Here is a 24,820-nt window from a genome sequence, read left to right as displayed (position 1 = left end):
TAATTTTGCAGCCGTAATCATAACTAGGTAGCAGACGATGAAAAATCAGAAAATGTACGAGGCCGATGATAAGATGATCTCTCTTATCCGCGATAATTACGACCTCCTGCAATCGCTGGGCAGTTTCGGTATCAGTCTGGGCTTCGGCGACAAGACCGTGCAGGAGACCTGTGACGACAATCATGTCGACACCTACACGTTTCTGGCAGTGGTTAACTTCACCATCAATGGGTATGGTGATTTTGAGACCGACGAGCGCATCTCCGTACAAACGCTTCTTCACTATCTTGAGGCCAGTCATGCCTATTTCCTCGACTTCCAGTTGCCCTATATCCGTCGCGAGCTCACCGAGTCGCTCGATGCCAACGATTCCTTGGCGCAGCTGATCCTGAAGTTCTATGATGAGTATGCCCATGAGATACGCCGTCACATGCAGTATGAGCAGAAGACCCTCTTCCCTTATGTCGAGAGTCTGCTCGACGGTCGTCCTGGTAATGATTATAATGTGGAGACTTTCTCGAAGCATCATGGCGCTGCCGATAAGAAACTGCGAGAGCTGAAGCTCCTTATCATCAAGTATCTGCCGTCCGACGGTCTGCACAACAACCAGCTGACAGCTACCCTTCATGATATCTACGACAACGAGGCCTGGCTGCGACAGCATGCTTTGGTCGAGGATCATATTTTCGTGCCGGCTATCCGTCGTTTGGAGCAAACCACCAAACAGAGCGATGTCTCTCGTAATATCTCTGATATGGTGTTCAAGGGTGGAAGCGGTCAGAACAGTGATGCCCTCAGCGACCGAGAGAAAGATGTCGTGGTGTCGTTAGTTCAGGGTATGTCCAACAAGGAGATCGCCGACCATCTGTGTATCTCCATCAATACCGTCATCACTCACCGTCGTAATATCGCCCGTAAGCTGCAGATCCATAGTCCTGCCGGCCTTACCATCTACGCCATCGTCAATGGTCTCGTCGACATCTCCAGTGTCAAGTTGTAGTTTACATGAATGAGTATAACATGTATTCTACCGTTTCTTAGTAGGGTGTCATCATCTATTGGATGCCAGGTTACAACGTAACATGACGTTTCATATGGTAGTGGCATTGGCTTTCCTGACAGTAAAACAACTTGTTTTACTGTTGAAGGGATGCCTCCTTCGACTCATAGAGATACCTTCTATGAAGGTAAAACAAGTTGTTTTACTTTTACGTTCTACCTCTCTTTCTTCGTAAGGGCCTATCCCTTTGTGGGATGCCGATGTTTGTTTTTATCATGGATGTGCTTTGTTGTTCGCATCAGATATAATACTTTCTTTGCAATCTCTTCATCATTCTTTTTCTTTCACGTAAATTTTATCCCGTTTTTCTTGCGTATTCTGCTGATATACGTATATTTGCAGTGTTGTTAACATAATAATTGGTTTTTGTTATATAAGAAGTTGACAGTTTATTGGGGTGCGGCGGCGCCCCATTTTTTGAGGGCCTGTTTTCATGAAACAATTGGTGTTTTCACTCGAAAAGACTCAAATCTATTAGACTGATCCTTCGATTTACGTATCTTTGTCGTCCTGACGAAAAAAAGGAAACCCTTTCCTTTGTTCTGCACTTGTTTTTTTGTATCTTCGCAGACAAGAAATACCTATAACAATGAAACAGATTACTAACCGTATCCTGATCCTAACGATGATGGGACTGATGTGGGCATTGCAGAGCATGGCACAGGAGTCCCAGATGGTGATTACCGCTTATGTGACCTCGTGGACTGACGAGGTACCAGACCCTAACGTGATGACTCACATCAACTACTCGTTCGGCCATGTGAACAGGGAGTTCAATGGCGTGACTATCAGCAATCCCGACCGCCTGAGAATGATCGTACGACTGAAACAGCAGAACCCGAAATTGAAGGTGTGTCTGTCAATAGGCGGATGGGGCAGCGGACGGTTCAGTGAGATGGCAGCCTCGAAGGAGAACAGAGAGGCATTTGCCAATGACTGCAGACGGGTGGTGGAGGAATACGGGCTCGACGGCATCGACATCGACTGGGAATATCCCACCCAGAGTACGGCCAACATCTCCTCGTCGCCTGACGACACGGCAAACTTCACGCTGCTGATGCGTGACCTGCGGAGCGTACTCGGACAAGAGAGACTGTTGACGGCAGCGACGGTCTGCGATGCCTTGTATATCGACTTTAAGGGGTGTATCGACTATCTGGATATGGTGAACGTGATGGCTTACGATATGAGCGATGATGCCAGTGCACACCATGCGGCACTCTATCCCTCGGCGATATCGGGCGACTGTACCTCGAGCGAGGCGGTGGAAGCCCACTTGAAGGCCGGTGTGCCCAAGGAGAAGCTGGTGATGGGCATGCCCTTCTACGGCAAGGGTGACAGGAAAGATACCGGCATAAGGGAGTTCTGGAGGACGGGTGTGCTGCCTCTGGGCTATGAACGTCGGTGGAGCGAGGAGAGTCAGGTGCCGTATGTGGTCAACGAGAAGGGCATGTTTGTGTGGGGCGGCGAGAACGTGGAGTCGCTGACAGCGAAATGCCAGTATATCCTTGACCAAGGTCTCAGGGGTGGCATGTACTGGGATTACGCCAGCGACACCCCCCAGCATGAGTTCAGTCATACCCTCTCTCGCATGCTGTTGAATAGATAGAGACAAAAATCCTTCGCTCTATAGGCAGAAACTAGATTAGCTTTATAGCCACGTAACAAAACAATAGGTACACTACAGCTATTTTTCCTGTTTTATCTCAGGAAAAGGGGATGTGCTATCTCTTTTGTGTTTCCAATAATGCTAATCCTTTTGCCGTCAGAAGATTCTTATGATGTAACAAGTGATTATATGTCTGGTAACAATAAAAAGGGGGCGCTTGTTGGCGCCCCCGGGACTTAGTAAAGAATGGCGGCATCACTGCCACTGAAAAGAATAATTTAAGGCTTGATCGTTCGCTGGGAGCGTGTCCAGTCGAAAAGGCGCTCCATGAGTCCGACCGACTCCTGATTGGGGTTGGCGATGAGGGTGGCGCCGTTCCTGAACTGCATCACGCACTCCTCTTTGGGATCGAGGCTGAAGGCGGGCCAGTATGGCAGTCCTTTGCCGTTGGGGTTCATGTGCTTCGCGAAGTTCGTCCAGTACTGCTGTATCATCTCAGAGACAGCATATTCGTGAGGGTACTTCTCGGGCTCATCGTCGAAAGCGCCACCCACATAGAGACAGTCGTCGGCATGGGCGGCGCCGCGCAGGTTGCCACTGCCGATGATGGTACGCTCCGACTTCTGGGCGAAGTAGGCATAATAGACGGGACTCTTGCCTGTCTTGGTCTGCATCTTGGCCCAGCTGTCAATGTCGGCGGCATAGTTCAGGTCGCGAACCATGTCGCGGATGGCGAAGAGCGCCTGCTCTTCGTTCTCGGCAGGATAGCAGATGAACATACTGTCGACAAACTGTTCGGGATAGTCTCTGAGCTCCTCCTGATACTCGTCGAGCGTCACACTTTCAATTCCTGCGCCCCCCTCGTCGTTGTTGTACATGACGATCACAGGCACATCGTTATACTCGCCACGCTCATAGAGGTCGAAAAGCTCGGCATTGAGCACATAGCCGTCGAAGACGGGAGTGCAGGGAGGGTAGACGCCTTCGCCTGTGAGCGAACGACTATTCATCTGGCGCAACTCCTCGACAGACTTCTTGCCCAACCGCTCCTGGTATTTCACGCCCCATGTCTCGGCATCTCTCTGGGTGAGGGGATGCATGGGCGTGAAGAAAGCACCGCTCTGACTGATGCAGGCGCGGAAGAGGCCCTTGGCGAGAGGTGAGGCACAGAGAATGTTACAGCTCATGCCACCCGACGACTCGCCGAAGATGGTGACCTTCGAGGGATCGCCGCCGAAGTTCTTGATGTTACGCTGTATCCACTGCAGCGCGTAGATCTGGTCGAGAATGCCGTAGTTGCCAGAATGACCGTCGGGCGACTCCTTCGAGAGCTCAGGATGAGCGAGGAAGCCAAGGGCACCGACACGATACGCAATGGATACGGTGATGACACCACGACGGGCCAGGTTCTGCCACAGAGTGGCACTGTAGTGCTCAGTCATGAAGCCCCCGCCATGGATATACACCATCACGGGCAGGGCCTCGTCGACCGTCTTGGCAGGAGTGACGACACTGAGGTAGAGGCAGTCCTCGCTCATCATGTCGTAACTCACGTCGCCACGTTCAGGCTGTGGGGGCCACTTGGCACACTCCTCAGCCTTCAGCACGCCCTTCCAGGGCTTGGCGGGCTGTGGTGCCTTCCAGCGCAGGTCGCCTACGGGAGGTGCTGCAAAAGGGATCGCCTTGTAAACGGCGAGGTCGCCTTCGAGTACACCCTCCAGATCGCCTGTCTCCACATGGGTTCTCAGCAGCGGCTGGGCTTGAACGGTCATCGCACCCAACAGTCCGCAAATCGCAATGAATAGTTTCTTGTTCATGTTGCTTGTCATTTTAATATATCGTTTATACTTCTCTCTGCTTAACGTCATAGGCAGAATATCACGACGAATCCATCAAACGCCGTACCAGAAGTGTAACGTACTGATAATCAATATGCTGTTAAATCGACGAACCAACGCCATGTCCAGAAATTAGACACTCCTTGTCTAACTTCTGGACATACCACAGGATTGATACGATGATATGAGCCGACAGATAAATTGAGAAACGCAAAAAACAATAATTGTCTTGTCTACCTCTTGGGGAGGCACTTGTCAATGAGGTGGTGGGAGATGATGCCAAGCAGTGTGCAGAGGAGCATGAGCCCAAGGGTGATGGCATCGTGCCATGGGGCGGGAATGGCGACCAGATGGTGCACGATGGCGTAGAAGAAGATGCCCTGGATGAGGAAGATCTCCAGACTGGCATTGCCCACTCGCGCCATGATGCCGTTCAAGGGCTTGGTGATCCTGCAGAGGAGGATCAGACCGTAGACAAAGACTGGCAGCAGGAAGGCAAGGGAGAGGTATTTGTAGTTGTATATGTCGTGATGTCGGGGGAAGAGCACAAGGAAGAAGGGAATGCCGATGAACATGATGATATAGAAGTATCTGATCGGCGCCTTGGTCTTCAGCCAGTAGGCACAGGTCATGCCGAACAGGAAGGCGGGAATCCTGTAAAGCAGGAAGAAATGGGGCTCCTTCTCGTAAATCAATTCTCTGTCGACAAGCAGGTAGGCGACAAGGTAAATGGCGATGACGGTCAGCGAGAGGATGACGGCCCAGCCTTTCTTGTCGAAAAGGACCTTCAGACAAGGTGACAGGAGATAGAGCAGGACGAGTGAAGGGATATACCAGTCGCAATACAGGCTGTCAGTCCAGAACCCCAGTGTGGTGTAGCGGAACAGGTAGTCGATGATACCATCGTTGAAGACAAAGAAACTGTAGAAGGCACCAATGATGTAATAGGCGGGGAAGATACGCAGCCATCTTCTCTTATAGTATGAGCGCAGGCTGGTGCTTTTCTCCAGTGCGAAGAAGAGACCATAGCCAGAGACAAAGAGGAAGATGTCGACACCCGCGATGCCATATTGGGCCACAAACCCCAGCGGCTTCAGTTGGGTGAAGGTGAAATGCAACATCATCACCCATACGATAGCCCATCCCATCAACTCCGAACGGTAGCGGGAGATGTCGTGGTAGTCGTTCATGACGACATGCTTTCTCAGTAGACCAAAGATGGATGCGATCATGCGGCATTTGTTATTTGAAAATCTTTCTCTTCAGCAGTACATCCCAGCTGCTGACCCTGAAGTCCTGGGGGAGCGGACGAAGGGCGTGTTTGGAATAGAGCACCTGGTGGGTGTTGTTGAATTCGTGCTCATGCACCTGGTGGTATCCTGCCGCTTGCAGGATACTGTCGGTCATGGCAAGGGGCTGCGCGAAGTCGGAGGCCAGCACAAAGTCGGCTGTCCCCTTTCTGACCCCGTCCAACTGTGAGTCGAGCATCTCCTGGGTCGCACCCATCTGTGACGACCAGTACCGTGTTCCTGGTAAGGCGTCGACGGGGGTGCCGATACCTTTCTCCATGCTGGTGTAGTAGATGATGGTAGGCTTTTTAACCTGCGACATGTAATAGGCTGCCTCGTAGTACCACTGACGACCGTCGTTATTCATGAAGAACAGGTCCTGGTTGACATACCCTTGTGTGAACATGTTGGAGAAAAGGGTGTACAGGATAAGGACAGACGAGGTCATGCATAGGATCCTGCGTGATGAGGCGGCATATTTCTCCTGAAGATAGCCCACGGAGCCGATGCACAGCCATATCGGAAAGAACAGGCAGATGCACATGTACTGGATGCGGTAGGAGGAACTGTGGTGGATGGCAATCGCATAGAAGGCGAGGAAGGACAACAGGAAGAAGTACTTGTATCGTCTGACCCTGTGGGCCATCATCAGCGCACCTGCACAACAGACCGTGAAGAGCACGACGTATAGGGGATCGTAGGTGAGGAAGAGCCACTCCTTGACATACATGGATGAGTTGTTGAACGAGTCGATGGTCTGCATCGTGTTCAAGAAATACTCTCGGATGAAGGCATCGAGATTACCTGCGCTCAGCATATAGAGGTAGAAGGGAACCATGACAAGCAACAGTCCCGCGACAAAAGTCAGGACGGCAAGGAGGATGTTCTTCCGTTCTCGGATGAGGGCATAGAGGACATACAGGGCCAGCAGTCCGAGCATGACGGTGATGTTATACTTGATGAGCAGGGTGGCGGCCATGCTGACACCATAGAGGAAGCAGGTGAGGAAGACATGTCTGTCGCTCTTCCCCTCGTCAGTATACAGGAAACGACACAGATGGTAGAACAGGAGTGCAATGAAGAGATGGGCCCAGTCTTCCGCCCTGATCTCATAATGGTACCACTTACAGAAGAAAGCGGCGATCATCAGGAGTACAACGAAGAACGCGTGCCTCGTGTCCTTGAGGAAGATGAAGGCGGTCTTGTAGACATAGTAGAAGATGAAGGCATATAACACGACACTGAGCCAGAACATACCGAGGTAGTTGTGGGGCGAGAGCAGATAGCCTATGCCATAGATAAGCCATAGGAGCGGTCCCTTGCTGTCGGCGAAGTCGATATAGGGAATCATCCCGTTCATCCATGCCTTTCCGCAGGTGAAGAACCAGGCGGTGTCGATGCGGAAGAACAGGTCGTGTGTATACGAGTCGGGAGAGATGATGAACAGCACGCCCAATGCCAGTATGAAGAGTAGGCCGAATAGCTTAAACGGTGATGTCTGCATCGTGGGTCTCTTTTTGGGGTTATACAAAGGGAATGATACGCTGTTGTATGCGCCATCTGATCTTGTCCTTGCTGGCAAGGAAGCAGACGGGGGGCATCAGACAGATAAAGAGCAGAAGCCTGTGCCAGGTGGTCTTGTGAATGATGGAGAGTGACATGCGGCATACCCTGCTCCAGAACCTGAGCCATTGGGCGACGGACATGATGTTTGCCAGTTCCACCAGACAACTGAGGAGGTTGACGGCCAGATACTGGCGTTGGTACTTGTTGGCGTTCCCCTTCCTGATGTCGGCCAGGTAGACCCCACTGGTCCACAAGCGTGATGTGAACCATTTCATGCGTGTACTCTTCTTGGGCGAGGTCATCATGCTCCCCTCATTAATATAATAGGTGTATAGACCCTTGTGGGTGAACGACACGGCCTTGACATGCTTGGCGATGAAGTAGCCCCAGTACATATCCTCTGTGAAATAGCCCTCAGGGAAATAGAGCTTGTGAGTCAGCACGAAGTCTCTCCGGATAAGACGGTTCCATGCTACAGTGGTGATCTCGCTGAGCATGATCCTGTAGATGACTGCTGTGTCGGCAGTGTATTCCGGCATCTCGCGCTGGAAACCGTAAGAGCTGATGGTGCCATCTTCGGCCAGGATATTCCCTTGGGCAAAGTCGATGTCGGGGTATTTCCCGAAAAGAGCCAAAAGGCTCTCGATACAGTCGTCGACGATTGTGTCGTCGCTATCTAGGAAAAAGAGATAGTCGCCTGTCGCCGCATCGATGCCCGTATTCCTGGCAGCGGCCAGTCCGCGGTTCTTGGTGTGGTGCAGGAACTTGAAGACGATAGGACCCTGATAGGCTTGGATGTAGTCCTCGGCTATCTGCACACTGTGGTCGTTGCCGCAGTCGTCGACAAGGATACACTCGATATCCTGACAGGTCTGGGCTGTCACGGAATCAAGACATCTGACGAGATAGTTCTCTACGTTGTATACGGGGATGATGATGCTTACCTTCATAGCTTGTGGGTCGTGATTCTGATCATGCGACGGGCAAACATACGCATGCCTGCCGTTAGGATGTATAGCGTGATGAATGTGGTGACGATGAAGAAGAGTAGGGAGACGGTCAGCCATACCACGAGCATGAGCCAGTCGGAACCATCCTGCCAGACGTAGAAGTGCTGATACAATGCCTTGGCGAGACAGGCGAAGACAAGTAGTACGGCGCAGTGGACAACGAACTGGAGATAGTAGGACAGAGGTGATGCTCCCAGTCCTTTACGGAAGGTATAGTAGGGCTTCCATATCAGTACGATGATGATCTGACTGAGGATGCCGCCCAGGAGGATACCGTTCAGTCCCCAGAAATAGCCTAACAGGATGGCGCCTCCCAGATGGATGGCGGCCTCGGCGATGGGTGCCCACACATCCGCGAATAGCTGATAGGCGTTCTTGAAAGAGTCGACGACGGAACGCGTGATGCGGATAAACATCGTTGCCACGAGCAGTAGTAGGGTGGTCTCGCCCAACAGGTATCTGCTGCCGATCCACAGGGTGATGAAGGGACCGATAAAGAGGTACAGTCCATAGCAGGCGATGCCCGCGATCCAGATGCGTGACGTGAACAGTTCCCAGAAGACATCGAGCGTATGTGCTCTGTTCTTCTCCGCCACGAGGTTGCCGATAGAGGCTCCCATTCCCTCGAAGACCACGTTCATGAGGGTGACCACATAGCCGATGAGTATCATGTAGTTACCATAGAAGGTCACCATCGTGAGGGATACGAAGGCATAGATGATCAGAGGGGCTGTCTGCTCGATGACGAACAGAGCGATCTTATGAACGAAGACCTGCTTGGTCTTGACGATCAGTCCGTGGTACCTATGGATCAGGTCCTTCGTGGATGTCTTCTCGGCATAGAGCCACGGATACTCTTTCCGCATGACATAGTTGATGGCGAGGACGGTGGCCACATTGCCAATAAACTCGATGATAATCCATCCCCAGATACCCCAACTGAAGAAGATCAGGACAAAGATCTGCAGCAGGATCTTCACATACCTCAAACCATGAACCCAAGGCATCAGCTTGTAGTTCTTCTGGTCGGCCTGTATCAACACCTGTCGGTAGTTCCACAGATAGCCGAAGATGGAGCCGCTCAGGAAGACGATGTAGGCCACATAGACATAGGCGATGCCACATGCTGTGGAGGGGAAGATAAAAGGAAGGGCGATGATGATCGGGATGCTCAGCAGGCACAACAACAGGGCGATGCGCTTGTATAGGAAACCCTGTACACCGAGGATCTCACGGATGGTGTGACGGTCCTGATCGTGGATAGGCTGATACAGCGATGTCGCCATGGCGATGCCGATGCCCAGTTCCGCGAGATTCAGGAATCCCAGGATATTACCCAGGGTGGTGTTCAGACCGATCACCTCGTCGCCAAGGTGGTCGAGGAAGACCTTACGAGAGTAGAACCCGATCAATACCTGAATCAGGAATAGCAGCAGTGACATCTGACTATTCTGAATGGTCCGTTTTGTACGACTCCCTTCCATCATCTATGAATTGTGCTCCGTATGAATAAAGTCAGTACTCTTCCTGTCCATGTGCAGGATGTTCGTCAGCATCCTGAATACCAGTCCAGGGATGGTGAAGACCTTTGTGATGGTTCGAAGGCGCAACTGACAGGGAAGGGCGATGAACAGGGAAAGGACAAGCAGTCCTAAAAGGAGCCACCATTTCTCGCACCAGACGGGTACCAGCAGCGTCACCAGTATGGAGATGACTGTCAAGAGAACGATCAGAATGGAACGAGGAATCAGGGCCTGTTGGATGGTCTTGTCGATGAAGTTGATGTTGCCATGGAAGATGGCGCGAGGGAGCTTGGGGAGATTGCTGAGCAGACTCTGTACCTGTGCTGTCATCCAGCGCATACGCTGCCGTTGGAAAGTGTCCTGACTATTCACCTTCTCGTCGTAGACATGGATCTCGGGGGCATACTTGATATAGACATCCTGTTGGAGCAGTAGGGCTTCCATCTCACGGTCTTCGCCAGCCGTGGACAACTGGAACACGTTCTGTTTAAACAGATCATAGCTGAAGCACATGCCTGAGCCGATGAGCGCTGACGACAATCCCAGACGGTTGTGGGCTTTGCGGAAGATGGTGTTGTTGATCTCCTCACTGGCTCCGTCGAGCACAGCCACATCGTTGTCAGCGTTCTTGGCACAACGGTGGCACTGGACGGCATCGTAGATCGTGCAGAGCACATTCAGCTTGGAGAGAAAGTCTGGACGTACGATATTATCGGCGTCGAGGATGACAACGTGGTCGAAGTCGCCCTTGACTTCATTGATGGCATACTGCATGGCTTTCGCCTTGGAGCTTTTCTCGAAGGTGGGCGTCAGCAAGGTGATGGGGAGCTTCCCAAGTGCCTCGTTGGTCTCGGGCTGCATGTGATCGGAGATGACAGCCACCGTGTAATGGTCCTGGGGATATTCCTGTTCCAGGAATGTCTCGACGGCGTTGGTGATGACCGCATCTTCCTGATAGGCAGGGAAGAGAATCAGGAATCTGTTCATACGACCACTGAGAGAGGCCGCATGGATGGCCAACTGGTCTTCTTTGTCGTAGAAGAGGGAGATGAAAGTGAAGAATACCACATATGCGACAGACCCTAAGATCAACAACCAGAGGGCGATATCGATGATATGTAGGATTGTCCACATCATTTACGCTTTCCTAACAGTCTGACATTAATTAATCCCCATAGACTCACGAATGGCGAGCGAAGGAAGGTCTTGTCCCACATCTCATCAACCAGATAGTCGGGGGTGGCTAGCGCGAAGAAGAACAGAGCCAGTGCACCTAGTATCCACCATTTGATGACGAGTGTGACGTAGATAAACGGCAGGACGATGCTCATCACCATGATGATGCCCATCAGCGTTGTTCTCGGAACGAGCATCCATTGTATGATCTTGTCCGCGAGGTCATATTGCTTCCTGAAGATCGCGCCTGGCAGGAAGCGGATGTTACGGATGAAATTATGGAGCTGTTGTGAGGCCCAGCGTCCGCGCTGTTCGTTGAGTTTAGCCGTGCTCCGTTTCTTCTCGCCATAGACGTAGATATGGTCGAAATAGTCGATGAAGATCTCCTGACGCAGCAGCAGCGCCTCAAGTTCCTTATCCTCGCCAGAGGTCTTCGTTCGCATGACATTGGTCTTGAACCATGTGAAGTCGTAGGCTGTGCCAGAACCCGCTATGGCGGATGACAGTCCGAGGTTGATATGTCCTTTACGGAAGATGGCGTTGTTAATTTCTTCAAAGATAGCATCCATTCGAGCGGCTGCCGTGTCTCTGTTTCTGGATATACGATGCAGTTGAATAGCCTTAGTAGCTGCTACGTCAAAAGCATTGTTGACATTCTCCAGGAAATCTTGTTCCACGATATTGTCGGCATCCAGTACGAGTGCGATGTCGTAGATTTTGAACTCTGGCAGGTTCAGGATGGCGTATTGCAGGGATTTGGCCTTCGTGCTCTCTTCGAAGTTGGGTGTCAGCAGTGTGATGGGATATTGTGCCAGACGCATGTTGGTCATCTCGTCCTGATGGTCGGAGATCACCGTGACATCGAACATGCGCTGGGGGTAGGCCTGTCCCAGGATGGAGATGACCGTATGCTCAATGACTGCATCTTGCTTGTAGGCAGGGATGAGTACCACGATGCGCTTCTGCTTCTTGGCTTTCTGGAGCACGCTTGTTCGATTGAATAACGATGCAATCGAGAAGATGCCCAGATAGAGTACTGTGCCAGCTGTTGCGATAAACAGAATTCCGTCGATGATGTATAGTAGTTGCCAAAAATCCATATGCTTTTACGATTTCATTGATGATGATACGTTGAGGCTGAAGTCTCGTAATCCTTTATAGGTTGCCTTGGCGAGATTGAATCGGCCTTTTGTGATGTGTCTGAGCATGTCGCGGGGTGCGACGACTGCAGTGAGATAGGCGTAGGATAGTCCTCTGAGGATGCCCCGCCTGTTACGTCTGACGAACAGCAGTCTGTTACGAGTAATATAATAGGTGCGCAGAGGACTGTCTTGTCCTGTGGCCTGACTCTCCTTGTGATAGATGGTGCACTTCGGCTCGTACCATATCTGGTAGCCTGCTCTGGTGAACATCATCGACCAGTCTATCTCCTCGTAATAGAGGAAGTAGCATTCTGGCATCAGTCCCACCTTGTCGATTGCCTCTCGCTTGACGAGCATCGCAGCCCCGTGGGCATACGGCGTGGGGTGGGCTGTCTCATATTGTCCATGATCATCCTCGCCATAGCCGATAGACCGATTCCGCATCGTCACCTTGCTCAGCATGGTGTAGCCAGCAAACTGAATGGGGTTCTTGTCCCAGGCAAAGCGTATCTTGGGACAGACAATCCCAATGTCGGATGAGGACTCCAGTCTGTCGATCAGGGCAGAGATGTTGAAGTCCTTGAATACCGTGTCGTTGTTGACGAGAAAGAGGTATGTGCCTTGGGCGGCCTGGATACCGAGATTGTTTCCTCCTGCGAAGCCTACGTTCCTCTCGCTCTTGATAACCTTCACCTGAGGAAATCGCTCTGCGATGGTGTCTGCTTCCTGATGGTCTGAGGCATTATCTACCACGATCACCTCCATGTCTTCATTGAAGGGAATCGTCTCAATCAATGCACAGGTATCTGCCAGCCCATTGTAATTGATTGTGATAATAGATGTCTTGATGCTCAACGTTCAATTATCAGTTTTCAATCTCTTTATACTCGTGATGCTAATTTCTTTTCCCGTTTGATTCGTTTCTTCTCTTCCTGTCTCTCGTACATCTTGTTCTCCATCTCAATCCATGCCGGCTCGAGGTAGGGCAGGACATAGACGATGGCCAGACCTCCATAGAAGGTCAGACAGTTAGGCATCTGCATCAAGATCTGGTTTCCATAGCCTCCTAACTGGATGGCGACAAAGGCACCGCATAGTCCACCTCCGATACCTATAAGCGACTTGTTCTTGAGTTTGAAGAGTACCACCCTACAGGCACCTCCCAGCATGATGAGCATGGTGATGACGAAGATCGTGATGCCTATAGGTCCTGTTCTCAGCCAGATGAACACATACTCGGAGTCGGGGGGGATCGTAGCCAGTCGCCAATACTTATTGTTAGCAGGCACATGCTCCATGCCCATACCCAGTCCGATACCCCATGGGGCGTCCTTGATATGTTTCTTCATGACCTCCTGGTTAATCTCACGCACACTCGCAGACGCGTCGTCCTTGTTGAACGCCGATCGCATTCTTCGGATTTGCTGGTTGCTGTTTCCGATATTGGTGAACATCAGTATAAAGGCGAAGATACCAAAGACGATGGTGAACGGAATGGCAATCTTAAACGACTTCGACAAGAAGATATATACCAGCAGTCCGGCTGCCAGACAGAAGATGGCTGTTCGAGTACCCGATTGGAACATGCCCCATATCACTGCAATGGCAATAATACCGAAGAACAACTTGAATTTCTTGATCTTATTGGTGATGGCAAAGATGATAAAGGCGGCCGATGTCGCTGCGGCATAACAACCATAACAGGCAGCATCATTAAAGGTCGACCAGTATCGTATCAGTGTACCAGCATTCAGCAAGTGCGTCGTATATCCGCTTGTCTGCAGCCAGACATTCTCCTTGACAGTCAGACCGAGGTAGACCTGCTTCCATGTCCAGAAGGCGGAGAATAACGATAGTAATGCCCATAGTATCAGGTAGTTCTTCAACGTCTCGGGTGTCGAGATGTATAATGAGAACACAATAAAGATATATAGGAGCTGGAAAGCCATCAGTCGGGCTCCATTATACCATCGTGCGATGCTGATGCCCAGGTTACAGGTGTCGTTGAGAATCTCTAATAAGCAGAAGCCGCACCAGATTACCAGGGCGAAGAACATCAGATTACCGATTCGTCCAAAGGGTGAGGTCTGACGGATGTCGATCACGGCGATGGCCATAAGGATGATCTGCAGCATCTCGTTGGGCAGTGACACCGGGATAGGCAGTGTGACATCCTTCATCTGTACAAAGAAGTTGATGATGATCAGTGCCCAGAACGTCGACATCCTCCATCGGAATGCGACATAGACACAGAAGATCAGCACTGGTATGATACAAATGGTCGCAAAGGCAGAGAAGCCGGCAGTAACGAATTCGTATATGGCAAGTAAAAACAGGAGAAAGAGTAACAGGACTCTTCCTCCGTTTTCATGTGAGTATTCTGATAGTCTATTTGAAGAACTACTTGCCATTTATTTTATTTCGCGTGACTGTTTTCAATTGCAGTGAGACCCATCTGCGACATCCGATATACGAAGTTGTTGAACCTGGTATATGGTGGCAACTGTCCCACGAACTCCTCTACCGCATAGCGCTGAGCCTCGGTCAGATACATATATAAGGTGTTCTGGTCTTCCAGCTGCGACTGAAGTTCCTTCAGGGCTTTCTGGTCAACGTCTTTCCAAGTACGGTTGGCGCGTGTTACCATGAGGTTCACTGTACCCATGTTCAGCAATGCTGGTGGGATAGAGTGGTCGTCGAGGTTAGGATATTCCACAATGGCAATCTCGTTGGGCAGGATGTCGGCGCAGATGTCCTTGATATCCTTGGCCATGATAAAACGACTGTCTTCGGCGAGGAAGTCCTCATCGTATGTCAGGCGACGTACCTGCAGACCGATAGAGATCCAGTAGTTCTCCAGTTCCTGCGCCAGATAACTCTTTCCGTTGGCGGCGTCTGTAGAGAGCAGGTTCAGCACATTCTGCTGTCCCTCCTTGAAGTGCGGCAGCAGGGCCTTACTCAACTGGCGCAGTGCCATATCGGCGATGGTCTTGTTGAAGCGGCGATAGCGCAGGGTACTCTCCTTCGGGAAGCAGCCCATGACAGGAATCTTGGTGATACGTTCCGAACGCATACGGTCACGTAGCGTGCGATCCAACAGCTCGATGATGAAGAAGTACATGGCTGTGAGCACGAAGGTCAGCATGAACGCACCCAACAGGATCATCAGACGGTTGGTGGGCTGGGCGTTCATGGGGAACATCGGCGGATTCAGCACGCGCAGGGTGGCTGTCGTCATCTGGAGGTTCTTCTGACGGAGACGGGCCGAGTTCAATGCTTTCAGCATCTCCATATAGTTACCCTCGATGAAGCTGATATGACGGTCCTTACGGGCGATGGTCGCACCGATAGGAGCGTAGTACAGAATCTGCTTGTCGAGCTTCTGGCGCATGATATCCTGAGCGCTCAACTCAGCCTTGGTCTTCTCGAGCAGCAACACCTGATCCAGCCATTTGCTGATCATCTCGTTGGCCTTGACACCAGTCTCGGTGCTATAGGTACCAGCCTCGATATCCTTCACAAGACTGCGTACGTTATTAGAGGCATCTTGCAGCATTCTCTCGGCTTTGGCGAGCTCCTGCTGTGATTCGATACCACTGCCACCGCCTTCACTATTCATGAGGCGTAGGTTAGATATTCTGGACTGGATACGTGAGATATCTGTTACCTGGTTGGTGAACTCCTTGTTGGCCTTGATAATCTTGGCACGGTCACCCAACTGCCGCTCCAGATAGTCCATCAGCGCACGTGTCGTCGTCTGGTTCTTCAGCAGGTCATTGTCGGATGTCTGCTGAGTGGCATCAAGTCCTGTAAGGGCCTTGGTCTGCTCACCGTAGTTGATGATACGCTTCTCTACATTGTAGCGGATCAGGTCATCCTCTGCGCCAGTCAATATACGATACAGACGGGCAACCTCGCGCTCAAAGAACTTAATCACATTATTGGTCTCACCATAACGAAGCTGTGCATACTGACGGGCGAAGACCTCGTTCAGGATGTCCAGTGTGTTGTAGGCGATACCTGCGTCGTTGGTGGTATAGCTGATATCAATGATATCACTCTTTTGGAGCTGTTGTACCTTCAGACGACTGGTGATGCTGTTGATGCCAAACCACTGGTTGTAGTTCAGGAGTCCGAAGATATAGTTGTCCTGCGACGGACGCTCATATGCCTTCAGGTTCGCATAAGTGGCATTCTCACTGTTGTGATTGATCAGCGCCTTGACATCTGTCGGCACACTGTTGTTAAGCTGACGGAAGTGCTCTGCAGAGATGTAGTTATTGTCTTTGTTGGCGTTACCATACATCATACAACGGGCAAACAGGCGTAGTGACACCTCGTGGATCGTTGCGTCAGTGGTAATCAGCAACATCAGGTTCGTCATATTCGTCTGCGACTGTCCTCCAGCCGTTCCCACCGTTCCTTCAATATTGTATCCAGTGATCATACCTGTATAGATCGTGGTGTTGGTGTCATAGACCCTCTCCATGTTACGAGTCATGAACCAAGCAACTACCAGAGCTATGAGTGGTAGGATAATGAGAAACCAACGAATCTTGTATAAAAACCGAACTATATACCTAAATAAATCCATCGTTGTATTGTTTTTGCGTTCTACATTTGTTTTTTAGCCGCTTTCGCAGCAGCCCGTTCAGCCTTCAGCTCTGCTTTCTCAAGAGCCTTCATCTTCTTCTCGCTCTCTTCAACAGATTTCTTGATACGCTTCTCTACTGCCTTGTTTTCCTTGGCAATCTCCTTCTCCGACTTCTGAATGGTTCTGTCGAGCGTGATCTCTGTTGTCGAGTTCGTGATAATAGGCGTGTGTGTTAGAATTTCCAAGGTAATAATATCCGTCGTGATCTCCGTCTGCAAGGCCTGATAGCTTGTGACCTGACCACTCTCATACAATTTTGTATGTGCGTACGACTGGATATCCAGATTACCGTTCTCAAAGTCCTCTCTGTTCAATGCGCCAGCACCTTGATAGGCGGCAGCAGCCTCACCGAGGGTCTTCAGGGACACGAGGTTATTCGTAATCTTGACGAACAACGATGCGATCTGTAATTTTAATTGATCGTATGCAATATCTTTGGCGATAATCGCCTGATCGACCTCCAGCTTCTTACGCTTGACAGCTGCTGTCAGGTCGAGGATGTCCTCTACAGGGATGGCCAGATGAACACCAACGTTCCAATAGCTTTGTTCTGTTCCCTGATACTGATAGATCATCTGATTGTACGAGGAAGAGTTGTTTCCCCACATGTCGGCCATACCATAGCTATAGCTTGCATGACCAGTCAGATACGAGAAGATGTGACGCTTCTGCTTGGCGACCTCTGCCTGAGCGATCTGCCTTGCTTTCTCCAGCGTCATGATCTGCGGAGTAGACTTCGCATTCTCAAATAATATGGACAATGGCGGTAGGTGGAACTCAGAATAGTTGATATCCTTCTCCTTACTCGAGTCGAAGAATCCTGCCGCAATACCGCTCTCGTCAAACTGAGCGAAAGCAGTGGAACCGATGCTTGTTGTTGTTATAATTAATAACAGTCGTCTTAACTTGTTCATCGTTAGAAAACTATCTATATTGTCTATACATTATCTTTCTGTATAAAAGCCGTCAAAGTGCGGAATATGATTTTCATATCCAGAGCGAAATTGTAGGTCTGGCCATAGATGATGTCGAGCTGCTTGCGCTCTTCTGCCGACATCATGCCGCCCTTGCCGCGTTCCTCCACCTGCCAGAGACCTGTCAGTCCGGCTGGTGCCATGAACCTGTCGATGCTGGAGTCGACAGTGAGTTTCTCCGCCTCGTAGAGTGGAAGCGGACGGTTACCAACGATAGACATGTCGCCTCGCAGGATGTTAAAGAGCTGCGGCAACTCGTCGATGCTGTATTTGCGGATGAAGCGGCCCACTTTCGTGATGCGTGGGTCGTTCTCGATCTTCACGAATGCATTATTGTTCTCTACCTCTTTCTCTTTGTTGAAGTCGGACTCGGCCACCACGTAGTCGTCGCCAACCAACATGACCTCGTCGTCGCTGATCATCATGTCGGACTCCATGCCGAGATTCATCATCATCTCCTCAGCCTCCTCACCTAAAGGAGCTGTGATGACGCTCTTCGGGTCTTTGTCATCTTCCCTCTCTGCATATTGGTTGCCCGACTCTTTCGTGACTTCCTTCAGACGTTGCTCGGCATCTGCGTACATTGAACGGAACTTCAGGAAATCAAAGATCGTGTAGTTGGTACCCACACGCTTGGACTTGAAGACGATAGGACCCTTGCTCTCCAGTCTGATGGCAATGGCTGTCAGAATGAAAATAGGGGATAGGATGATGATACCTAAGGCAGAGAAAACGATATCGAACAAGCGTTTCCAAAGGGGTATCTTAAAACGAAGAATACGATGCTTAGAAGGAGCATCGTCGAACAGCATCCCTTCACGGTCTGCAATAAACTGTATCTTCTTATTCAACTCGGTGATGGAGGCACCGACGTCGATCGTGTCGTTGATTCCACATTTCTGGTACATCTTCCTGTCATCGATCGTCAACTGATGTGTCAGCAGGATGATGTATACGTTCTTACATCTTTTCTTAATGTAGGTGATGGCGGTGATATCTTCTGTCTGAACATTCTGTTCATAGAACATGATGAAATGCTCATTGCGAACATGCGGGGCGCAGACAGCGGCTGCGTCCTTGTAGTTCTTTGTGTATTGTACCAATCGACCGGGAATGTATTTCAGGCGCTCCTCGGTTTCTGGATTGCTACCAAGATATACAACACCTATCATAATCTAAACACTCCCGTCAAGGGATAATCTTCTTTACGCGTATCTTCAATTCCATCGGGTTAAACGGCTTCACGATATAGTCTTCGGCTCCAATCTCTAGCAGACGGATGCGCTCACTGGTAGAGTCCTCACTGGAAAGCATGATGACTGGAATATGCTGAAACAACTCGTTCTGCTTAATCCACTCAAGAAAGTCGTCGCCTCGCATACCGGGCATACGTATATCTGAAATAATTAGGTCGGGCGTGTTTCCTGCTTGGAGCCATTTGACTCCTTGCAATCCGTCAGGCAACCACTGTACGTCGTAGTCGCTCATCAGGTAGATTGAGAGGACCTTGGCAATGGTCTCTTTGTCGTCAAGTATTAGTATTTTCTTCTTCATATATGAATAATATTTATCCTTCGGTTACGTTATTCTGCAGGCAAAGGTAAAAAAAATATTTTAATTCAACACAAAATATGGTAAAAAAATCATTTTTTTTTGAAAAAAGATTGTGTGATTGAAAAAAAATGGGGAAATTTGCAGTTAATCCGTATTATAAGATAGATATATAATCGAATTGTAATAAAATAGTTATGGCAAATAGATATCTATTGGGTTTTGATGTCGGTAGCTCTTCAGTGAAGGCATCTCTTGTTAATGCCGATAGCGGCAAGTGTGTGGCAACGGCTTTCTATCCTGAGAAGGAGGCGCCGATCCTGGCCGTTAAGGCAGGATGGGCCGAGCAGGATCCCCAGATGTGGTGGGAAAATGCGAAGTTGAGCCTTCAGAAGATCATGGCAGAATCAGGTGTTACTGCTGATGAGATTAAAGCTATCGGTATTTCTTACCAGATGCATGGTCTTGTCTGTGTGGACAAGAATCTGAACACCTTGCGTCCTTCCATTATCTGGTGCGACTCCAGAGCTGTGCCTTATGGCGAGAAAGCCTTCAAGGATCTGGGTGCAGACCAGTGTCTGGGACACCTGCTGAACTCTCCTGGCAACTTCACAGCCGCCAAGTTGGCTTGGGTCAAGGAGAACGAGCCAGAGCTCTATAGCCAGATATATAAGATTATGCTGCCTGGTGATTATATCGCCATGCGTCTGAGTGGTGTTGCTAACACAACTGTCAGTGGACTGAGTGAGGGCATGTTCTGGGATTTCAAGAACAATCAGGTGGCCGACTTCCTGATGAAGTACTATGGCTTCGATAGTTCTCTGATTGCAGATATCGTTCCTACGTTTGCAGAACAGAGCGTTGTCAGTGCCGAGGCTGCTGCTGAGTTGGGTCTGAAGGCAGGCACACCTATTACCTATCGTGGTGGTGACCAGCCCAATAACGCCCTCTCGCTGAATGTGCTGAATCCTGGTGAAATCGCTGCTACAGCAGGTACGTCAGGTGTCGTATATGGTGTGCTGGGCGACGTGAACTACGACAAGCTGAGTCGTGTGAACACCTTTGCTCATGTGAACCATACGGCCGAGCAGACCCGTCTGGGTGTGCTGCTCTGTATCAACGGAACAGGTATCCTGAATGCATGGACACATCGTAATATCACGCCTGAGATCGGCTACGCTGAGATGAATGACTTGGCAGCCTCAGTGCCCATCGGCAGTGAGGGCGTCACCATTATTCCTTTTGGAAACGGTGCCGAGCGTGTGCTTGAGAACAAGGAGACAGGCTGCTCGATTAACGGCCTGAACTTCAATAAACATAATAAGGCTCATCTGGTGCGTGCAGCCCAGGAGGGTATCGTCTTCTCATTCTGCTATGGCATGGAGATCATGCAGCAGATGGGTATGGACATCAAGAAGATCCATGCAGGTAAGGCCAATATGTTCCTCAGTCCGCTCTTCCGCGACACGCTGGCTGGCGTAAGTGGCGCAACAATCGAGTTGTACGATACTGACGGCTCAGTGGGTGCTGCCAAGGGTGCAGGTATAGGCGCTGGCATCTACAAGAATAGTGATGAGGCCTTCGCTACTCTGGACAAACTGCAGGTTATCGAGCCAGACGAGAAGCATCGTCAAGACTATCAGAACGCATATGCGGCCTGGAAGGAGACTTTGAAAAGAATCAAAGAGTAATAATATAGTTTAAAACTTCAAAAACAAAAACAATTATGGCAAAAGAGTATTTTCCGTTTACCGGTAAAATTCCTTTCGAGGGAAAGGACAGTAAGAATGTAATGGCTTTCCACTATTACGAGCCTGAGAAGGTCGTGATGGGAAAGAAGATGAAGGACTGGCTGAAGTTCGCTATGGCTTGGTGGCATACACTGGGTGGCGCTTCTGCTGACCAGTTTGGTGGTCAGACTCGTTCTTATGAGTGGGATAAGGCTGCTGACGCCGTTCAGCGCGCAAAGGATAAGATGGACGCTGGTTTTGAGATCATGGACAAGCTGGGTATCGAATACTTCTGCTTCCACGATGTTGACCTCGTTGAAGAGGGTGAGACGATCGCTGAGTACGAGCGTCGCATGAAGGAGATCACAGACTACGCTCTGGTGAAGATGAAGGAATATCCCAACATCAAGCTCCTCTGGGGTACAGCTAACGTATTTGGCAACAAGCGCTATGCAAATGGTGCTTCTACCAACCCTGATTTCGACGTTGTGGCTCGCGCCATCGTTCAGATCAAGAACGCTATCGATGCTACCATCAAGTTGGGTGGTACCAACTATGTATTCTGGGGCGGTCGTGAGGGTTATATGAGCCTTCTGAACACTGACCAGAAGCGTGAGAAGGAGCACATGGCAACCATGCTGACCATGGCTCGCGACTACGCTCGCGCTAAGGGCTTCAAGGGTACGTTCCTGATTGAGCCGAAGCCCATGGAGCCTTCAAAGCACCAGTACGATGTTGACACTGAGACCGTATGCGGTTTCCTCCGTGCTCATGGTCTGGACAAGGACTTCAAGGTGAACATCGAGGTAAACCACGCTACTCTGGCAGGTCACACCTTCGAGCACGAGCTGGCTTGCGCTGTCGACAACGGTATGCTCGGTTCTATCGACGCTAACCGTGGTGATGCTCAGAACGGTTGGGATACTGACCAGTTCCCCATCGACAACTTCGAGCTGACACAGGCTATGCTGGAGATCATCCGCAATGGTGGTCTGGGCAATGGCGGTACCAACTTCGACGCTAAGATCCGTCGTAACTCTACCGACCTCGAGGATCTCTTCATCGCTCACATCAGCGGTATGGATGCTATGGCACGCGCCCTGATGAATGCTGCTGCTATCCTGGAGGAGAGCGAGCTGCCGAAGATGAAGAAGGAGCGTTATGCTTCATTCGACAACGGTATTGGTAAGGACTTCGAGGATGGCAAGCTGACTCTCGAGCAGGCTTACGAGTACGGTAAGAAGGTTGAGGAGCCCAAGCAGACTTCTGGTAAGCAGGAGAAGTACGAGACCATCGTAGCTCTCTACACCAAGTAAGTATCGGTACTCTCTATAAAAAGAATGCCTCCTACGATTGGTAGGAGGCATTTCTTTTTGACCAAATCCGGCGGTTTTGCCAACCAAATCCGGCGGTTTTGGTTATCAATTTCGGCGGTTTTGGTTCAGACTCTGCTGATACCATTCGAAGAGTCTACGTACGCCATCCTCTATCTCAACCTTGTGTGTCCAACCCAGGGAGTGGAGTTTTGAGACGTCGATGAGCTTGCGCATGGTGCCATCGGGCTTGGATGTGTCAAACTCGACTGTTCCCTCAAAGCCAACGGCCTCAACCACCAATTCTGAGAGTTGGCGGATGGTCAACTCCTTGCCAGTGCCTACGTTGATATGACAATTGCGGATCTCGCCCAGAGATGGAATCGCTCCGCCACGGCCTGCTGAATGGTTGCGATCGACGGCACCATTGGTGGATGCACCATAATGAACACTACTATATTTCTCGATGCCGATGATATCTGAGAAGTTCACATTCAGAAGCACATGCACACTGGCGTCTGCCATGTCCTCGCTCCAAAGGAACTCGCGCAGGGGAGTACCAGTACCCCAGAGCACGACCTTATTGTTGAAGATGCCGTATTTGGCCAGAATCTCAAGAATCTCGTCGTGGGTGGCCTTGCCTGTGACACCTTCAACAGGGCGTTTGTCGAGGTCGACCGCAATCTTTTCCCAATCACCATCATGGATGAGCTTGGCCAGATATACCTTACGCATCATAGCTGGCATGACGTGGCTGTTCTCTAGATGGAAGTTGTCGTTGGGACCATAGAGGTTGGTTGGCATCACGGCAATATAGTTGGTGCCATATTGCAGGTTGTAGCTCTCGCACATCTTCAGGCCAGCAATCTTCGCGATAGCGTATTCCTCGTTGGTGTACTCCAGTGGTGATGTCAGCAGACAGTCTTCCTTCATGGGTTGTGGCGCATTCTTCGGATAGATGCAGGTTGAACCAAGGAAGAGTAATTTTTTGACACCATGGGCATACGATTCGGAGATGACATGACACTGCATCTTCATGTTCTGCATGATGAAGTCGGCGCGATAGAGCGAGTTGGCCATGATGCCACCAACAAAGGCAGCGGCTAGCACCACAGCATCAGGACGCTCCTCATCGAAGAACTTTCTGACAGCCAACTGGTCTGTCAGGTCCAACTCCTGATGACTGCGGCCAACAAGATTGGTGTAGCCACGCTGCAGGAGATTATTCCAAATAGCGGAACCCACAAGGCCGTGGTGTCCCGCTACATATATCTTGCTATTCTTATCCAGACTCATTCTGCTACCTGTGCTTTGATAAACAACTTCTTGACAAACTTCATGTCGTGCTGTACCATAATTTTCACCAGGTCGTGGAAGGATGTCTTCTGTGGATTCCAGCCTAACTTCTCTTTAGCCTTTGTCGGATCGCCAAGTAACTGGTCAACCTCTGCAGGACGGAAATACTTGGGGTCAACTTCTACCAAAGCCTTGCCGGTGGCTTTGTCGTATCCTTTCTCGTCGATGCCTTCACCCTTCCATTCCAGTTCGATACCTACTTCCTTGAAAGCGAGGGTTGCAAACTCGCGGACGGTGTGGTAGGTGCCAGTGGCAATGACGAAATCGTCAGGCTCTGGCTGCTGGAGGATGAGCCACATACACTCGATATAATCCTTGGCATATCCCCAGTCGCGGAGCGAGTTCAGGTTGCCGAGATAGAGCTTATCCTGATAGCCCTGGGCGATACGTGCGGCAGCCAGAGTGATCTTCCTCGTTACAAAGGTCTCGCCACGACGCTCACTCTCATGATTGAAGAGGATACCATTACAGCAATACATGCCGTATGACTCACGGTAGTTTTTCATGATCCAGAAACCGTAGAGCTTAGCCACGGCATAGGGAGAGCGGGGGTAGAACGGTGTCGTCTCGCGTTGGGGCACCTCCTGAACCTTTCCATATAGCTCGGATGTGGAGGCCTGATAGATGCGACACGACTTCTCCAGTCCGCAGATGCGGACAGCCTCAAGCAGGCGGAGCACACCAACGGCATCAGTGTCGGCAGTGTACTCAGGTACGTCGAAGGATACCTTGACGTGACTCTGTGCTGCCAGGTTATATATCTCAGAGGGTTTCGTTTCGCCAATGATACGGATGAGCGATGAAGAATCAGTCATGTCTGCCCAATGAAGGTTTACAAGACGCTTCTTCTTCATGTCGCGTACCCACTCATCGAGGTAGAGGTGCTCAATACGTCCTGTGTTAAAAGAGGACGAGCGGCGCAGAAGACCGTGTACCTCATAACCTTTTTCGATGAGAAATTCTGCCAGGTATGAACCGTCTTGTCCTGTGATACCTGTAATAAGAGCAACTTTTTTATCCATAAAATCT

Annotated in this window: 19 protein-coding genes; 4 read left to right on the top strand and 15 right to left on the bottom strand. The window is 50.3% G+C overall.

The window, feature by feature from the left end; genetic code table 11:
* Positions 1 to 37 precede the first annotated feature (37 nt).
* Both BLU99_RS03095 and BLU99_RS03090 read left to right on the top strand, forming a co-directional pair.
* Positions 38 to 1,000 (top strand): LuxR C-terminal-related transcriptional regulator, encoded by a 963-nt coding sequence (locus BLU99_RS03095; RefSeq protein ID WP_091899685.1) that lies wholly within the window; start codon positions 38 to 40, stop codon positions 998 to 1,000.
* A 649-nt stretch (positions 1,001 to 1,649) separates the two neighbouring features.
* Complete coding sequence (locus BLU99_RS03090) at positions 1,650 to 2,669, top strand: glycoside hydrolase family 18 protein (protein ID WP_091899684.1); 1,020 nt, start codon at positions 1,650 to 1,652, stop codon at positions 2,667 to 2,669.
* 278 nt (positions 2,670 to 2,947) lie between these two features.
* Here BLU99_RS03090 and BLU99_RS03085 read toward each other — a convergent pair whose 3' ends face one another.
* The 13 genes from BLU99_RS03085 to BLU99_RS03020 all read right to left on the bottom strand — a co-directional run bounded on the left by BLU99_RS03085 (position 2,948) and on the right by BLU99_RS03020 (position 19,395).
* Positions 2,948 to 4,486 (bottom strand): carboxylesterase/lipase family protein, encoded by a 1,539-nt coding sequence (locus BLU99_RS03085; protein WP_255397423.1) that lies wholly within the window; start codon positions 4,484 to 4,486, stop codon positions 2,948 to 2,950.
* A 254-nt stretch (positions 4,487 to 4,740) separates the two neighbouring features.
* On the bottom strand, positions 4,741 to 5,739 hold the full coding sequence (locus tag BLU99_RS03080; RefSeq protein WP_091899683.1) for an acyltransferase family protein: 999 nt from the start codon (positions 5,737 to 5,739) through the stop codon (positions 4,741 to 4,743).
* A gap of 10 nt (positions 5,740 to 5,749) precedes the next feature.
* Positions 5,750 to 7,300, bottom strand: coding sequence for a hypothetical protein (locus BLU99_RS03075; RefSeq protein ID WP_091899682.1), 1,551 nt, complete (start codon positions 7,298 to 7,300; stop codon positions 5,750 to 5,752).
* Between the two features lie 19 nt (positions 7,301 to 7,319).
* Complete coding sequence (locus tag BLU99_RS03070) at positions 7,320 to 8,312, bottom strand: glycosyltransferase family 2 protein (RefSeq protein ID WP_176771018.1); 993 nt, start codon at positions 8,310 to 8,312, stop codon at positions 7,320 to 7,322.
* Positions 8,309 to 9,859, bottom strand: a complete 1,551-nt coding sequence (locus tag BLU99_RS12240; protein WP_176771017.1) for a lipopolysaccharide biosynthesis protein — start codon at positions 9,857 to 9,859, stop codon at positions 8,309 to 8,311. Before BLU99_RS12240 ends, BLU99_RS03070 begins: the two co-directional genes overlap by 4 nt.
* Positions 9,860 to 11,032, bottom strand: a complete 1,173-nt coding sequence (locus BLU99_RS03055) for a glycosyltransferase family 2 protein (protein ID WP_091899678.1) — start codon at positions 11,030 to 11,032, stop codon at positions 9,860 to 9,862.
* A complete protein-coding gene (locus tag BLU99_RS03050) occupies positions 11,029 to 12,171 on the bottom strand; it encodes a glycosyltransferase family 2 protein (protein ID WP_091899677.1) in 1,143 nt (380 codons plus the stop codon). The genes BLU99_RS03055 and BLU99_RS03050 overlap by 4 nt, the downstream gene beginning before the upstream one ends.
* A 6-nt stretch (positions 12,172 to 12,177) precedes the next feature.
* Positions 12,178 to 13,068, bottom strand: coding sequence for a glycosyltransferase family 2 protein (locus tag BLU99_RS03045; RefSeq protein ID WP_091899676.1), 891 nt, complete (start codon positions 13,066 to 13,068; stop codon positions 12,178 to 12,180).
* Positions 13,069 to 13,094: 26 nt separating this feature from the next.
* Positions 13,095 to 14,624 (bottom strand): O-antigen ligase family protein, encoded by a 1,530-nt coding sequence (locus BLU99_RS03040; protein WP_091899675.1) that lies wholly within the window; start codon positions 14,622 to 14,624, stop codon positions 13,095 to 13,097.
* 5 nt (positions 14,625 to 14,629) lie between these two features.
* A complete protein-coding gene (locus BLU99_RS03035; RefSeq protein WP_091899674.1) occupies positions 14,630 to 16,807 on the bottom strand; it encodes a GumC family protein in 2,178 nt (725 codons plus the stop codon).
* Positions 16,808 to 16,827: 20 nt separating this feature from the next.
* Positions 16,828 to 17,781 (bottom strand): TolC family protein, encoded by a 954-nt coding sequence (locus BLU99_RS03030; RefSeq protein ID WP_091899673.1) that lies wholly within the window; start codon positions 17,779 to 17,781, stop codon positions 16,828 to 16,830.
* Between the two features lie 23 nt (positions 17,782 to 17,804).
* Complete coding sequence (locus tag BLU99_RS03025; RefSeq protein ID WP_091899672.1) at positions 17,805 to 19,013, bottom strand: sugar transferase; 1,209 nt, start codon at positions 19,011 to 19,013, stop codon at positions 17,805 to 17,807.
* Positions 19,014 to 19,029: 16 nt separating this feature from the next.
* Entirely contained in the window at positions 19,030 to 19,395 is a 366-nt protein-coding gene (locus tag BLU99_RS03020; protein ID WP_036912994.1) for a response regulator transcription factor, read from the bottom strand.
* A 194-nt stretch (positions 19,396 to 19,589) separates the two neighbouring features.
* On the opposite strand from BLU99_RS03020, the gene BLU99_RS03015 reads away from it, so the two are divergent.
* The gene (locus BLU99_RS03015) at positions 19,590 to 21,083 is read left to right on the top strand and encodes a xylulokinase (RefSeq protein ID WP_091899671.1); all 1,494 of its coding nucleotides are present in this window, start codon (positions 19,590 to 19,592) and stop codon (positions 21,081 to 21,083) included.
* A 32-nt stretch (positions 21,084 to 21,115) separates the two neighbouring features.
* Positions 21,116 to 22,438 carry a xylose isomerase gene (gene xylA, locus BLU99_RS03010; protein WP_091899670.1) on the top strand — a complete coding sequence of 441 codons (1,323 nt, stop codon included), beginning with the start codon at positions 21,116 to 21,118 and terminating at the stop codon, positions 22,436 to 22,438.
* Positions 22,439 to 22,543: 105 nt separating this feature from the next.
* Here xylA and BLU99_RS03005 read toward each other — a convergent pair whose 3' ends face one another.
* Entirely contained in the window at positions 22,544 to 23,731 is a 1,188-nt protein-coding gene (locus tag BLU99_RS03005; protein ID WP_091899669.1) for a GDP-L-fucose synthase family protein, read from the bottom strand.
* The gene (gene gmd, locus BLU99_RS03000; protein ID WP_091899668.1) at positions 23,728 to 24,813 is read right to left on the bottom strand and encodes a GDP-mannose 4,6-dehydratase; all 1,086 of its coding nucleotides are present in this window, start codon (positions 24,811 to 24,813) and stop codon (positions 23,728 to 23,730) included. The genes BLU99_RS03005 and gmd overlap by 4 nt, the downstream gene beginning before the upstream one ends.
* Between the last annotated feature and the right edge of the window lie 7 nt (positions 24,814 to 24,820).

The organism is Prevotella sp. lc2012 (genome assembly GCF_900107065.1).
GTDB lineage: Bacteria > Bacteroidota > Bacteroidia > Bacteroidales > Bacteroidaceae > Prevotella.
This window is presented reverse-complemented; position numbering and strand designations above follow the sequence as displayed.